Source organism: Amycolatopsis sp. NBRC 101858 (assembly GCF_030269325.1).
Classification (GTDB): Bacteria; Actinomycetota; Actinomycetes; order Mycobacteriales; family Pseudonocardiaceae; genus Amycolatopsis; species Amycolatopsis ponsaeliensis.
Genome location: NZ_BSTD01000010.1, coordinates 38,745 through 52,045 on the forward strand (window position 1 = coordinate 38,745; position 13,301 = coordinate 52,045).

Genomic DNA, 13,301 nt, shown 5'->3' on the forward strand with positions numbered 1-13,301 from the left:
CAGGACCCACGCGGCCGGGGTGGCCGTGATCGTTTGACCGTGTCCTCGATACTAGGAGAGAAGTTCACAACATGGCAAGCAAGAAGTATCAACTGCTTGTTTTCTGCCGGTGCTGAGCACGGGTCAGGCCGGGAGCGCGGGCGTCCCGGCCTGACCCGCAGTCCTGACGATCAGGCCGTCGGCACGGCCTTGATCGGTTTGGCGCCGATGTGCTGCCAGTCCTGCAGCTTCGCCCACGCCTCGAACGTGTGCCAGCCGACGTCGGGGAAGTCGGCGCGCAGCGCGGCGATGTCGGCGGCGAACCCGACGCGGTCGATGTACTTGAACATCGCACTGAGGTCCGGGCCGAGGAACGGCGCGTCCGGCGAAATCGCCGTGTAGCGGACGGGTTCGCCGATGACGTGTTCCAGGATCGCGGCGGCGGACGTGCCGGTCGGGTCGTCGCCGGCGATGTCGAACCGCTCGCCGAGCACGTCGTCCCGGTGTTCCACCGCGTGGCGCACGAAGCCCGCGATGTCGGCCACGGCGATCTGCTGCAGCGCCCGGGCCGCGGGCAGCGGCGTCGGCAGGAGCCAGCCTTCGTCGGTCCGCCGCAGGCCGAAGAACCGGTTCTCCATGAAGAAAGCCGGCGCGACGACCGTGTGCGGCACGCGGTTCTCCCGCAGGTACCGCTCGATCGCGGCCTTGCTGTCGAAGTGCGGGACCCCGGTGTCCCGGTCGGCGCTCGCCGCCGAGGTGTAGACGATGTGCCCCACCCCCGCGCGTCGCAGCCCGTCGATCGCGCCGACACCCGCGGTGGTCTCGAAGTCCGTCCCGGCGTCGAAGGAGTCCGAGAGCAGGAACGCCGTGTCGGCGCCGTGCGCGGCCTCTTCGATCGACGCGGCGACGGCGAGGTCGCCGACCACCACCTTGGCGCCCAGGCCGGCCAGCTCGACCGCGGCCGCCGAATCGGGTTTGCGGGTGAGCGCCCGGACGACGTGCCCGCGCCCGAGCAGTTCCCGGGCGACCGCGCCACCCTGCTGGCCGGTCGCGCCCACCACTAGTACGTCCAGAGTCATGCCGAAACCTCCTGGGCCACTGGAGAAATCCGCGCCGCCCGGCGGGTGCGCAGGCTCCGGCTGAGCCACACCAGGCCCGCCATGCTGTAGACCGCGTCGGCGGGCGTCACCAGCGCGGACGCCGCGACCAGCACCGGGTGCCGCAGGCCGGCGTCCACCAGGCCGCCGATCCGGTCCCGGACCTGCTTCGGCGTTCCCGCGACCACCCGGCTCGCGACGAGTTCGTCGGGAGCCGCGCTGATGGCGTCTTCGACCTGGGTCCGGCTGTACCGGTGCGGCAGCAGGTCCATCGCCCCGCGGAAGTCCGGGCCGAGGGGGTGCTCGGCACCGAACGCTCGCCACGCGCCCGCGTCGGCGAGCAGCGCGAGGTACCGCACGGACTTGGCGCGCAGCAGCCGCCGCACGTGCTGCTCGTCCCGGCCGAGCACCACGGTCAGCACCTGCGCCGCCTGGATCGCTTCGGGGTCGCGCCCGGCCCGCTTCGCCGCGCCTTGGACCTCGCGCAGCCGCCGCCCGTACTCGTCCGGGCCGACCGGCTCCCACGGGTACCAGCCGTCGGCGTACCGGCCGGTCAGCTCGAGCATCCGCGGGCCGTGCGCGGCCAGCCAGATCTCGGGCCGGCGGCCTTTCGGCGCCCGCAGGTCCAGCACCGCCTGGTCCAGCCGGAAGAACTCGCCCGCGAAGTCGAACGGCTCGGTGGCGTCGAAGCACTTCCGGATGATCTGCACCGCCTCGGCCAGCCGGGCCACCGGCCGGTCGTGGGTGACGCCGTAGGGGTCGAGGTTCTCCCGTTCGCCGGCGCCCAGGCCGAGGATCGGCGGTTTGCGCGTCAGGTGCGCCAAGGTCAGGAACGTCTGCGCGAGGCTCACCGGGTGGCGGCGGTGCGGGTCGGTCACGCCGACGGCCAGCCGGACGTTGCCCGCCCTGGCGGCCAAGTGTCCCAGCGCCGTGGCGAAGTCGAACGCCTCGTCCGGCGTGGGCGAGCCCTTGGCCAGGAACGTGAACCCGGGGTCCCAGATGGCGCGGGGGAACGGGCTGACCAGGTGGTCGACCGTCCACAGTGAACCCATGCCCGCCAGCTTCGCGAGGTTCAGGTGCCCGACCCCGGCCGCGACCGGCGCGCTGGTGGCCCAGACGATCCCGGGCGACACGGAGCGGCTCATCGCGGCTTCGCCTCCAGGACCCAGTTCGGCGGCGTCGCGCGGGTCGTGACGGCGAGCTCGAACCCGCTCTTGTCGAACACCGCCCGCCACTCGGCCTCGGTCCGCTCCCGGCCGCCGAGGTTGACGAGCATCTCGATGTCCATCAGCTTGCTGAAGTCGAACGTGTTGAGCTCGGGCACGGTCGCCTCGAACAGGATCACGCGCGCGTCCGCGTTGTCGCCGATGCGCCGGCGGATGTTGCCGAGGATCGCGACGCACTCGTCGTCGGTCCAGTCGTGCAGGACGCTCTTCAGGACGTAGGCGTCCGCCACCGGCACGTCGGCGAAGAAGTCGCCGGGGGAGCGCGTGACCCGGTCCCGCACGCCGTTGCGCTCGAGCACCGGGTCCGCGCCGGCGAGCACCTCGGGCCGGTCGAACAGGATGCCCCGGACCTCCGGGTGGGCGCGCAGCACCGCGGACAGCATGTGCCCGTGCCCGCCGCCGATGTCGGCGACGACGCCGAACCGGCCGAAGTCGCCGAGTCCGCTCAGCTCGTCGGCGGCCGCTTCGCTGAAGGCCGTCATCGCGCCGTTGAAGACCTCAGCCAGGTGCGGGTGCGCGGCGTAGAAGTCGAACGACTGCATGCCGTGCACCTTCCGGAACGCCTGTTCGCCGGTGCGCACCGTGTCCACCATCGAGGCGTAGGACTGCAGGCGGCAGGCGTGGCCGACGTGCCGCGCGAAGTTGCGCAGGCTGCCGGGGGTGTCGCTGCGCAGGCAGTCCGCGTCCGGGGTCAGCTCGAACCGGCCGTCGGGCCGCTCGGCGAACACCCCGAGCGAGGCCGCGGCGCGCAGCACGCGGTACAGCGCGTCCGGGTCGGTCTCGGTGGCCGTGGCGATCTCGGCCACCGTGCGGGGACCGTCGACCAGGTGGTCGGCGGCGCCGATCTCGGCCAGCACGTTGATCGAGTGCGAAAGCCACTGCGCGGTGACGAGCATGATGACGCGCACGCGGGGCGGCAGCACGGCCAGGTTCGGGAAGCCCGCCCCGGCGGTCGGCGGGGCGATCACTTCACTGGTCACGAGGTGTCCTCTCATCGGATGGGCTGGGGGTGGGTCAGGACGTCGGCCGGGTCAGCACCGCGGCGGACTGGAAGCCGCCGAAGCCGCTGCCGACGCTGAGCACGACGTCCATGGGGTGTTCGCGGGCGTGCACCGGGACGTAGTCGAGGTCGCACTCGGGGTCCGGGGTGGCCAGGTTGGCGGTCGGCGGGACCACCTGGTGCTCCAGCGCGAGCGCGCAGGCGGCGAGCTCGATCGAGCCGATGGCGCCGAGGGAGTGGCCGACCATCGACTTGATGGAGCTCACCGGCACCGAGCGGGCGTGCTCGCCCAGGCTGAGCTTGAACGCCGCGGTCTCGTGCCGGTCGTTCTGCTTGGTGCCCGACCCGTGCGCGTTGATGTAGTCCACTTCGGACGGATCGAGCCGGGCCTGCTCGAGCGCGCGGTCGATCGCCTCGCCCATCTCCCGGCCGTCCGGCCGGAGCCCGGTCATGTGGAAGGCGTTGCTGCGCGCGGCGTACCCGGCGAACTCGGCGTAGACGTGCGCGCCGCGGGCCCGCGCGGCCGACAGCTCTTCGAGGAGCAGGACGGCCGCGCCCTCCCCGATGACGAACCCGTCGCGCTCGCGGTCGAACGGCCGGGACGCGTGCCGCGGGTCGGCGTTGTTCGCCGAGGTGGCCCGGATCGCGTCGAAGCACGCGACGGTGATCGGCGAGATCGGCGCGTCGGTGGCGCCGGCCAGGACCACGTCGGCCGAGCCCTCCCGGATCAGCGCGGCGCCGTGGGCGACGGCGTCGATGCCGGACGTGCACCCGGTGGAGATGACCGCCGCGGGCCCCTCGGCGTTCGCCGCCCAGGCGACCTCGGTGGCCAACGTGCTGGGCACCATGAAGCTGTACAGGTGCGGCACGACGTAGTCCTCGTCGACCTCCCAGTGCTTGCCGTGGTCGCTGAGCACCACGTACTCCCGCTCCAGCGCGGTCGTCGCGCCGACGGCACTGCCGACGCTGACGCCGATGCGCTCGGGCGGGATCGCCCCGAAGTCGAGGCCGCTGTCGGCCATGGCCTCCCGGGTGCTCGTGACGACGAACTGGGCGGCCCGGTCCATCCGCCGGATCTCGCGTTCGCTCAGCCCGTTCTCCACGGGCGAGAAGTCGACCTGCGCCGAGATCTGCGACCGGAAGCCGCTGGGGTCGAACAGGGTGATGCGGTCGGTGGCGGTGCGCCCGTGCGAAAGCAGGTCCCAGAACTCCTTCTTCCGGATCCCGCCCGGGGCGACGACGCCGATGCCGGTGACGGCGACCCGGCGGCCCTGTGCCGGCAGTGCCATGAGCTTCCTCTCCGAGAACGGTGGTCCGGGAACGGTCAGGACTCGCCGAGCTCGTCGGCGCGGTAGGAGGACACGACCTGGTAGATCGCGAACGGCCGGCCGCGGGTGCCGTCCTGGTGGTCCCGCAGCGGGGCGGTCGACGCGCGGTGGTCCGGGCCGCGTTCCCAGGCGTCGAACTCCTCGAGGCCGGCCCACTCGCTGAGCACCGCCAGCTCCGCCGGGTCGTGCGGCGACCGCAGCAGCTCGTTGCCGAGCAGGCCGGGTGTCCCGGCGAGGCTCTCGCTGATCCGGTGGTACGCCTGCTCGATCGGCACGCTGTCGGCGCCGCGCAGGTAGAGCAGCACGCGCACCCGGCTCATCGGGACGCGCCGGCGGCCTGCAGCGCGTGGACCACCGTCGTCGTCTCCATGGACCCGCCCGTGCGGAACGGGTGCAGCTTCACCCGGTGCTCCAGGTGGTCGGCGCTGCGTTCGAACTCGCGGAACTCCGGCTCGCTCGTCCAGTCGCTGAGGACGAAGTACACCGGCGGGCCGACCTGCGTGCTGCGCAGCAGCCACTGCCCGAGGTTGGCGGGGTGCCCGGTGATCACGTCGGCGATGGCGAGCCAGGTCTGCTCGAACTCCGCCTCGACGCCCTCCTTGATCTCGAACCGGAGGATCACCCGGAAGTTCTCCTGCGCCCCCATCACATGCCCCCGTCGACGGTGATGACCGCGCCGTTGACGAACCCGGCGGCGTCGCTCGCCAGGAAGGCGACGACCGCGCCGACGTCGGCCGGGTCGCCGAGCCGGCCCAGCGGGATCCGCTTGCGGTAGCCCTCCAGGCGCTCTTCGACGGCCGCGCGTTCGTGGTCGGTGGCCCGCTCGGCCATCTCGGTCGCGATGATCCCCGGGGCGACCAGGTTGACGCGCACGCCCTGCGCGCCGAGCTCCTTCGCCAGCGACTTGGTGAGGCCGGTGAGCCCGGCCTTCGCGGCTGTGTAGTGGGCGCGCAGCGGAACGCCGATCTCGGCGACCTTCGACCCGATGTTGATGATCGTGGAGCCCGGCCGCAGGTGCGTCATCGCGCGTTGCGCCAGCAGGTACGCGGCGGTCAGGTTGGTGTCGAGCACCCGGTTCCAGTCCGCGACTTCGAGCTTGACGAAGGGGATGTGGCTGATCGCGCCCGCGTTGTGCACGAGGACGTCGAGCCCGCCGAGGCGCTCGCCGCACACCTCGATCAGCCGGTCGATCTCGGACTCCTGGGCGATGTCGGCCTGCACCACGTGGTGGTTGCCGTCTCGTTCGGACAGTTCGGCTTCAAGGGCCTTCGCCGCGCCGGTGTCGCTGTGGTAGCAGGTGACGACGTCGGCGCCGCCGTCCGCCATCGCGAGCACCACGCCGCGGCCGATGCCGCGGGTGCCGCCGGTGACGAGAACGCGTTTCCTGGCAGTTGTCATGGTCTTCCTCCCTGGGTCAGTCGCGTGGGGTGAGTGGGGTGGGGTCAGTCGGCGGCCGCTTCGACCTTGTCCTTGATCAGCTTCAGCTGGCCGGCGGAGTTGGTGTTGAGCCGGTCGGTCATGCCCGCGTCGTCCAGCGGCGCGCCCGGCTTCATCTCGAAGTCCTGGACCCAGCGCATGCGGACGCTGCCGCCGAGGTCCTCGTACTCCCAGAACAGGGACATGTACTTGAAGACGCCGGTGTCGACGCGGTGCGCGCGCACGGTCCGGGTGGCCGGGTCGGGGGTCCGCTCGGACACCCAGCTCCACGTCTTGCCGTTCTCGTCGGGGTGCAGCGAAAGCCGGAACTGCACGGTGTCGCCGCGCTGCTCCAGGATGACGGCTTCGGCGTACTCGCTGAACAGCCGCGGCCAGTTCGCGACGTCGTTGGTCATCCGCCACACCCGGTCGAACGGGGCGTCGATCACGATCTCGTTGTCGGTGTGCCCGGCCACGGCTAGACCACCTCCACGAGGTTGCTGTTGACGTAGGCGACCAGGTCGTCGGGGCGCAGGAGCAGGGTCGCGGAGTCCTCGGGGAAGGAGATCCCCAGCTCCTGCTTGACGCGGGCCTGGATCTCCAGCATCGCCAGCGAGTCGAAGCCGAGGTCGGTGAACTCGGTGGCGCCGATGTCCCCGCCGAGGTCGACCCCGTCGTCGGCGCCGCCGGTGGCGTCCATGATCTGTCTCAGACTGTCCAAAGTGAACACTGCCTGTCTCCCTTCTCGGTCAATCGGTTCCGCACTGGCGCACGACCACCGCGGAGTTGAAGCCGCCGTGGCCGCGGGCGAGCACCAGCGCGATCCGCACCCGCGCTTCCCGCGGCTCGTCCAGCACCAGGTCGAGGTGGTAGCCGTCGCCCGGCCGGCGGATGCCGACGGTCGGCGGGACCACGGAGTCCCGGATCGCCAGCAGCGCGAACGCGACGTCGAGCGCCGCCCCGCCCGCGAGGAGCCGGCCGGTCATCGTCTTGGGCGCGGTCACCGGGACCCCTTCGGGCCCGAAGATCGCGGCGATCGCGGCGGCCTCTTCACGGTCGAGCGCGGGGGTTCCCGCGGCGTCCGCGAAGACGACGTCGACCTCGCCCGGTGCGACCCCCGCGTCCTCCAGCGCTTCCAGCGCCGCGCGGCGGAGGCCGGGCGGTCGCGGCGAACCCGGCGGGGGGTCGAACGTCGCGGCGTAGCCGGCGATCTCGCCGTAGCGGTGCGGCGCGCCGCGCTCGGCGGCGGCCGCCTGGTCCTCGACGACGGCGATGGCGCCGCCTTCGCCGACGACGTGGCCGCACGCGTCGGCGTCGAACGGCAGGTACGCGCGGTCGGGGTCGGCGCGCGTCGACATCCGCCCGGTGGCGGTCTGCGCGACCAGCCCGTACGGGCACAGCGAAGCGTCGGTGCCGCCGGTGACGATGACCGGGGTGCCCGCCCGGAGCAGGCGCCGGGCGTGGCCGATGGCGTCGAGCCCACCGGCCTGCTCGGTGGCGATGACCCCGCACGGACCGCGCATCCCGTGCCGGATCGAGACCTGGCCGGTGGTGGCGGCGTAGAACCACGCGATCGACTGGTACGCCCCGACGAACTCCGGGCCCTTTTCCCACAGGCGCTGGATCTCGCGCTGGCCGAACTCGTTCCCGCCCGACGAGCTGGCGGTGACCACCGCCATCTCGTACTCGCCGAGCGCGGTGGCGTCGACGGCCGCGTCGGCGAGCGCGTTCTCGGCGCACACCAGGCCGTGCTGGGTCCACTTGTCGGTCTGCACGATCAGCCCGCGCGGGACGCGGTCGACGGCGTGGAAGCCGGCCAGCTCCCCGGCCACCGTGACCGAGTACCGGGAAGCGTCGAACCCGGAGATCGGCCGGATGCCGGTCTTCCCGGCCAGGGTGGCGGCCCAGCACTCCTCGACGCCCATCCCGTTGGGCGCGAGGATGCCGAGACCGGTCACCACGGCGGTGGTCACCGGCGCTCCGCGAGCGACGCGACCGGGCCGCCGACGTCCACGCCGGCTTCGGCGGGGTTCGCCGGCGCCTCGGTGTCCACGTGCCCGAGCTCGGGGCGCGGCGCGAGCGGGCACAGGTGGAACACCGCGAACGCGGGTTCGGTGCCGCGGTTCTCCAGCCGGTGGCGGACGTCCTTGGGCACCAGCGCGCCTTCGTCGGCGCCCACCTCGATCGGCTCGCCGTCGAGCGTCAGCACGAGCGTGCCGCGGACGACGTAGAGGAACTCCTCCGAGTACGGGTGGTAGTGCTCCGTCACGGACTCGCCCGGCAGCAGCGTGACGCCGCCCATGAACCCCGTGGTCGACCCCGCCGTCTTCGGGCCGAGCACGACCCGCAGGTCACCACCCCGCCGCCGGTTGGCGGGCACGTCGCCGAGAGCGATCTTCTGCGTCACGTGGCACTCCAGCTGTAGAAGGTCTCGGCCATGGCGTCCTTCGGTTCGCGCCAGCCGGGGTCGTAGGGGCTGATGAACTCCCCGAGCCGCTGGTTGATGTCCTGGTAGAGCGGGTGGGACCGGGCCTTGTACAGGTCGCCGGTGATGTCCTCGTCGGCTTCGACGAGGTGGAAGTAGAGCCCGTGGAAGCGGAAGAGGGTCCGGCGGCTCACGCCGATCAGGTGCGGCAGCTCGGACGCGTCCGAATCGGCGAAGATCCGGGCGACGTCCGCGCTGTCGTCCGCACCCATGCGGGCCACGATCAGTGTTCTCTGCACGCGCACCTCCGAAGGTGGTCTCGTTTTCGGACAGGGGTTTCAGACGCGCGCGGGCAGGATTTCGCCCGCGGGGGAGTCGTGCATCGCCAGCTGGGACAGGCAGCGCATCGCGAGCCGGCCGACGACGTCCGGATAGGACTCTTCGGTCGCGCGCAGCGTCCCGCCGGACAGCGCGGCCAGCAGCCGGGTCTCGTGCGCGAAGGCCGCCTTGTTCCGGGCCACCGCGCGGGCTACGTCCCGCAGCTCGCCGGTGTGCTGCCAGAGCCGCACGACGGATTCGTCGTTGCGGTACCAGCGTTCGGCGAGCAGCGCGGGACCGTCCGGGTGCCCGGGCTCCGCCCAGATCGGCACGCGGCTCTCCAGCGCGAAGTCCGCGTGGGCGGGCCCCGGGTGCCGGAACCGCATGACCGTGATGCGCGCGAGCCGGTCCGGCGTCGTCGACCCGCCGCAGTCGGCCATCAGGCTGTTTTCGAAGTACCGCAGGAAACCCTGCTCGGTCTGCGTGTCCCGGGGCTCGGCGAGGAACGGGCTGAGCCGCTGCTCGGCGAACTTCACCGTGGTCTGCCGGGACATGTGCCGGGCGACGTCGCCGAGCTCGCCCTGGTACTGGATGATCCGGACCATGCTGCCGTCCCCGATGAACAACCCGGTGGCGGGGATCAGGCCGACCTCGTTCCCGTCGGCGTCGTAGACGACCGGCGAGCCGGTCCGCTTGAACCCCGTGGCGGAGAAGATCTCGGCGATCTCGGCCTCGGTGTCCGGGCGGATGTGGTAGCTGATAGCGGCAAACGACACTTTTCTGCCTTTCTGCTCGGGACACCCCGTTCAGGTGAAGTTCCTGGTGATGCCGGCCCACGCGATCCGCTCGACGTCGGTCAGCGGCGCGGGTTCCGGCGGGGAACCGGGTGCCGCTTCCCGCGGGACCGGCAGGACGACGAACGCGTTGAAGGCGGCGCCCACCGCGCCCAGTGCCGCCAGGGTGTACCGGCCGAGCGCGCGCAGGCGGCGGCGCGACTGTCCACTCCGGACGTAACGACGGTCCGGCATCCGGCCCTCACCTCCCTTTCTCTCCGGTACCCCCAGCCAACCCCGGGCGGCGGCGGACGACCACGTGCTTGTGCCTGCAGGAATGCCGGAACTTCCGCCGCACCGGCTCAGGCGAGGACGACGGCCGCGTCCTTCTCGCCGTCACCCCGCTCGGTCACCGCGGCGAACCGCCGAGCGGCGTGCGCCAGCAGGCCGGCGTCGAGCGCGTTGTCCCGCGCGACCCCCTCGGCGAGCCGGAGGTCCTTGGCCATCAGGTCGGTGCGGAACGCCGCCGGCACCAGCCGGTCGTCGCGCACCAGCGCGGCCCGGAAGCTCAGCACCGGCGAGCTGAAGCCGCTGCCCGCGATCGCTTCGAGGAGCCGGGCGCGGTCGACCCCGCCCGCGGCCCCGATGTCGAGCGCTTCGGCCAGGCCGGCCAGCTGCACGCCGAGCAGCGCGTTGAACGCCAGCTTCGCACTCGCGGCCGACCCGGTGCCGCCGATGTGCCAGGTGTGCTTGCCGATCGCGCCGAGCAGGTCCGCCACCTTGGCGACGTCGGCTTCCTCGCCCGCGGCCAGTACGCGCACCTCGCCGGACCTCGCCTGGTGCGGGTTGCCGATCAGGCAGGCCTCCACCCGGGAGACCCCGGTTTCGGCGAGCCGGGCCGTGCAGGCGCGGGAGAAGGCGGGCGAGACCGTGGAGGCGTCGACGACCACCGTGCCGGGCTTGAGGCCGTGCGCCGCGCCGTCGTCGCCGAACAGCACCTCGTCCACGGCTTCCGGCCCGCTGAGGCTGATCAGGACGGTGCCGGCGCCTTCGACGGCGGCCGCGGGCGTCGCCGCGAACCGGGCGCCCCGGTCGGTCAGCGCGCTCGCCTTCGCCTCGGTCCGGTTGAACACCGAGACCGGCCGGCCGGCGTCGAGCAGCCGGTGGGCGAGCCCCGACCCCATCGCGCCGAGGCCCAGGCACGCGATCGGGGTGTCCGGTCCGGTCATGACGGCTCCTTGTCGAGTGAGGTGATCCAGGTCGTGTTGAGGGTCCCCAGCGCGGCGACGCTGGCCTCGCCGGTGAACACGGTCTTGCCGTGCCCGCGGAGGGTGACCGACAGGGGCCCGGCGTCGGTGTCGACGACCGTCGTGCCCCAGGCGCCCTCGGACCGCTGCCGGGCGGCGGCGGCCGCGCACACGGCGGTGCCGCACGAGCGCATCTCGCCGGTGCCCGGTTCGTACACGCGGGTGCGCAGGCGGCCGTCGGCCAGGACGTTGGCCCAGGTGATGTCCAGGTCCGCGTCGCCGAAACCGGGGTCGGCCAGCACCGGCTCGGCCGACAGGTCGAGCGTCTCGACCGGCGTCGTCACGAAGCAGACGAGGTGCAGGTTGCCGAGCGAGATGACGCTGCCCGGGTACTCCCGGCCGCCCAGCCGGACCGACGACGAGCCGAGGAACTCCGGCGGCAGCAGCTCGATCGACGTCGTGCCGCTGTCGTCGATGACGGTCCGCTTCGCGCCGACGCTGGTGCCGATCCACACCTCGCCCGGCGCGATCAGGCCGGCGTCGAGCAGGTAGCGCGCGACCAGCCCCAGGCCCGGCCCGCACATGGGCGCGACCGTGCCGTCCGGGTTGCGGCAGTCCATGAACCACTCGGCGTCGCCGGCCAGCGCCGGGTCGGCGAACTCGGTGCGCACCAGGCGGAGCACGCCGTCGCCGCCGAGGCCGCGGTAGCGGTCGCACAGGCCGCGCACGGCGCCGCGGGTCAGCCGGACGTCGTCGTCGGGGTCGATCAGCAGCACGAAGTCGTTGCCGCCGCAGAAGCCCTTCGCGTACCGCGGCCCCCGGTCAACCGCCGGCGGGGACACGGCGCTCCTCGGCGGACGCACGGGCCTCGAGGAAGTCCGTGAGGTCGAACAGCCGCAGCGCGTTCCCGGCGAGGATGTCCTGGACCTCTTCCGCACCGACGGGGAGGTCCCGCACGGCCTGGACCTTGTCCTCGAACTTGACCGGGATCGGGGGCGCGTCGGTGCCGAAGACCAGGTGGCGGGGACCGAGCAGGCGCAGGTTGGCCTCGTGGAGGCTGGGGTGGTCGAACGTCGTGTCGACGTACAGCCGGGCCGCCAGCTCGCTGGGCAGCAGCGACGACGCGGTCTGGTGCAGCTCGGGGACCGGGGCACCCGCGGCGTCGTCCGCCCCACGGGTCTGGGTCGTCCGGTCGTCCCAGTGCCGGGGCCGGACCGCCCAGTCGATGCGGTCGGCGAACAGGCTGAACGCGCCGCCGGAGTTCGCCGAGATGAAGTCGAGCGACGGGTGGCGTTCCAGCCGGCCGGACAGCACGAGGGCGGCGAGCCCGAGGGTCGCGTCGCAGGGCCGGCCGAAAATCTCCAGCAGGCCGTAGTTCGCGATGTCCCGGCAGCTCGCGGGCATCGGGCCGGCGTGCAGCAGGATCGGCACGCCGGCCTCTTCGGCCATGGCGAAGAAGTCGTCGGCGCGCGAGGAGTCGAGGTACTCGGCGTCCGCGCTGAAGTTCGCGATGAGCCCGACGAAACCGGGCTCCCGCAGGGTTTCCGCCGCGGCGGCGATGCTCTTCTCGTCGCCGAAGACGTCGCAGTAGACGTAGGCGCGCAGGTTCCGCCACCACTTCTGGACGGTCTCGCCGAGCCAGTCGTGCAGGGCGCGCAGCTGGTCGAACGGCTGCTGGTAGCCGAACGGCTGCCGGTACCCGGCGAACCGGTCCGCGGGCGCCATGGTCCGCGCGCCGCTCGGGCTGCCGACGATGGTCAGCTCGATGCCGGCGGCCGCCTTGGCCTCGATCATGCCTTCCACGTCGACCAGGCTGCGGGGCATCGGGGCGCGTTCGGCCGCTTCCGCCGAGATGATGTGCCCGTGGACGTCGATGATCATCGCGCGATCGCTCCCGTCGGGGCCTGGGCGGGCTTGCGGAAGTACAGGCAGCGCATCGCGGAGTCGGCGAAGAACGTCCGGAACCCCTCGGGGGTGCTGAGGTCGGCGGGCTTCTCGAGGTACTGCTGCAGCGCGCGGTCGATGTCCGAGTGCGTCGACTCCATGGACTTCTGGCGCAGCAGTTCGGGCAGCGGGCCTTCGAACTCCATGACGCGCACGACGAGGTTGTCGCGCACGAAAACGGCGGTCGCCAGCATGCGGCCGACCACGTTTCCGTCGTCGTCGGATATTTGGAGCGAGTCGGGCGGGGGATAGCGGAGGAGCAAGTTCTCGACTTCGCTCTTGCATTCCCGGCGAAACGTCCAGGCTATCGCCGCAACCTGTGTCATCTGATCACCTCTTGGAGTTCCCGCGAGTTCTCGCAGCGGATCGGATCCGTGCCCCACTCAGGCAAGGATGGGCACGGCCCACCCGGCTGGCCAGGCAGTCGGGGCAACTGCCGCCGAAACTGCCGATCGCCGCCACTACTTCCAGCAGAAGCACATGGCCGGGTTCTCCGCCCGGTGTTTAGCTTGGGCGCGTGACGGTATCGAAAGACGAGGCGAGCACTG

General features: G+C 72.3%; 18 protein-coding genes. All 18 read right to left on the reverse strand.

All coding sequences use genetic code 11. The features are described from left to right. Positions 1 to 170: 170 nt before the first annotated feature. Positions 171 to 1,058: an NmrA/HSCARG family protein gene (locus QSK39_RS52335; protein WP_285485335.1), complete on the reverse strand. Its 888-nt coding sequence runs from the start codon at positions 1,056 to 1,058 to the stop codon at positions 171 to 173. Then, the gene (locus QSK39_RS52340) at positions 1,055 to 2,221 is read right to left on the reverse strand and encodes an LLM class flavin-dependent oxidoreductase (RefSeq protein ID WP_285485336.1); all 1,167 of its coding nucleotides are present in this window, start codon (positions 2,219 to 2,221) and stop codon (positions 1,055 to 1,057) included. Before QSK39_RS52340 ends, QSK39_RS52335 begins: the two co-directional genes overlap by 4 nt. Continuing rightward, the gene (locus QSK39_RS52345; protein WP_285485337.1) at positions 2,218 to 3,282 is read right to left on the reverse strand and encodes a methyltransferase; all 1,065 of its coding nucleotides are present in this window, start codon (positions 3,280 to 3,282) and stop codon (positions 2,218 to 2,220) included. The genes QSK39_RS52340 and QSK39_RS52345 overlap by 4 nt, the downstream gene beginning before the upstream one ends. Positions 3,283 to 3,316: 34 nt before the next feature. Further along, entirely contained in the window at positions 3,317 to 4,591 is a 1,275-nt protein-coding gene (locus QSK39_RS52350) for a beta-ketoacyl-[acyl-carrier-protein] synthase family protein (protein ID WP_285485338.1), read from the reverse strand. A gap of 35 nt (positions 4,592 to 4,626) precedes the next feature. After that, a complete protein-coding gene (locus tag QSK39_RS52355; protein WP_285485339.1) occupies positions 4,627 to 4,950 on the reverse strand; it encodes an antibiotic biosynthesis monooxygenase family protein in 324 nt (107 codons plus the stop codon). After that, on the reverse strand, positions 4,947 to 5,276 hold the full coding sequence (locus tag QSK39_RS52360) for an antibiotic biosynthesis monooxygenase family protein (RefSeq protein ID WP_285485340.1): 330 nt from the start codon (positions 5,274 to 5,276) through the stop codon (positions 4,947 to 4,949). Before QSK39_RS52360 ends, QSK39_RS52355 begins: the two co-directional genes overlap by 4 nt. Beyond that, positions 5,276 to 6,028 (reverse strand): SDR family NAD(P)-dependent oxidoreductase, encoded by a 753-nt coding sequence (locus QSK39_RS52365; RefSeq protein WP_285485341.1) that lies wholly within the window; start codon positions 6,026 to 6,028, stop codon positions 5,276 to 5,278. The genes QSK39_RS52360 and QSK39_RS52365 overlap by 1 nt, the downstream gene beginning before the upstream one ends. A 44-nt stretch (positions 6,029 to 6,072) precedes the next feature. Next, positions 6,073 to 6,522: an SRPBCC family protein gene (locus QSK39_RS52370; protein WP_285485342.1), complete on the reverse strand. Its 450-nt coding sequence runs from the start codon at positions 6,520 to 6,522 to the stop codon at positions 6,073 to 6,075. A 2-nt stretch (positions 6,523 to 6,524) separates the two neighbouring features. Continuing rightward, positions 6,525 to 6,776: an acyl carrier protein gene (locus QSK39_RS52375; RefSeq protein WP_285485343.1), complete on the reverse strand. Its 252-nt coding sequence runs from the start codon at positions 6,774 to 6,776 to the stop codon at positions 6,525 to 6,527. A gap of 19 nt (positions 6,777 to 6,795) precedes the next feature. Further along, entirely contained in the window at positions 6,796 to 8,019 is a 1,224-nt protein-coding gene (locus QSK39_RS52380; protein ID WP_285485344.1) for a ketosynthase chain-length factor, read from the reverse strand. Beyond that, positions 8,016 to 8,453 carry a cupin domain-containing protein gene (locus QSK39_RS52385; RefSeq protein ID WP_285485345.1) on the reverse strand — a complete coding sequence of 146 codons (438 nt, stop codon included), beginning with the start codon at positions 8,451 to 8,453 and terminating at the stop codon, positions 8,016 to 8,018. Before QSK39_RS52385 ends, QSK39_RS52380 begins: the two co-directional genes overlap by 4 nt. Continuing rightward, on the reverse strand, positions 8,450 to 8,770 hold the full coding sequence (locus QSK39_RS52390; protein WP_285485346.1) for a TcmI family type II polyketide cyclase: 321 nt from the start codon (positions 8,768 to 8,770) through the stop codon (positions 8,450 to 8,452). Before QSK39_RS52390 ends, QSK39_RS52385 begins: the two co-directional genes overlap by 4 nt. 39 nt (positions 8,771 to 8,809) lie before the next feature. Continuing rightward, positions 8,810 to 9,565, reverse strand: a complete 756-nt coding sequence (locus QSK39_RS52395) for a SchA/CurD-like domain-containing protein (RefSeq protein ID WP_285485347.1) — start codon at positions 9,563 to 9,565, stop codon at positions 8,810 to 8,812. A gap of 30 nt (positions 9,566 to 9,595) precedes the next feature. Further along, the gene (locus QSK39_RS52400) at positions 9,596 to 9,817 is read right to left on the reverse strand and encodes a hypothetical protein (RefSeq protein ID WP_285485348.1); all 222 of its coding nucleotides are present in this window, start codon (positions 9,815 to 9,817) and stop codon (positions 9,596 to 9,598) included. Between the two features lie 107 nt (positions 9,818 to 9,924). Next, positions 9,925 to 10,791 (reverse strand): NAD(P)-dependent oxidoreductase, encoded by an 867-nt coding sequence (locus QSK39_RS52405; protein ID WP_285485349.1) that lies wholly within the window; start codon positions 10,789 to 10,791, stop codon positions 9,925 to 9,927. Next, positions 10,788 to 11,651 (reverse strand): diaminopimelate epimerase, encoded by an 864-nt coding sequence (locus QSK39_RS52410; protein WP_285485350.1) that lies wholly within the window; start codon positions 11,649 to 11,651, stop codon positions 10,788 to 10,790. The genes QSK39_RS52405 and QSK39_RS52410 overlap by 4 nt, the downstream gene beginning before the upstream one ends. Further along, positions 11,632 to 12,690: an amidohydrolase family protein gene (locus QSK39_RS52415; RefSeq protein WP_285485351.1), complete on the reverse strand. Its 1,059-nt coding sequence runs from the start codon at positions 12,688 to 12,690 to the stop codon at positions 11,632 to 11,634. The genes QSK39_RS52410 and QSK39_RS52415 overlap by 20 nt, the downstream gene beginning before the upstream one ends. Beyond that, positions 12,687 to 13,079, reverse strand: a complete 393-nt coding sequence (locus QSK39_RS52420; protein ID WP_285485352.1) for a SchA/CurD-like domain-containing protein — start codon at positions 13,077 to 13,079, stop codon at positions 12,687 to 12,689. The genes QSK39_RS52415 and QSK39_RS52420 overlap by 4 nt, the downstream gene beginning before the upstream one ends. Positions 13,080 to 13,301 lie beyond the last annotated feature (222 nt).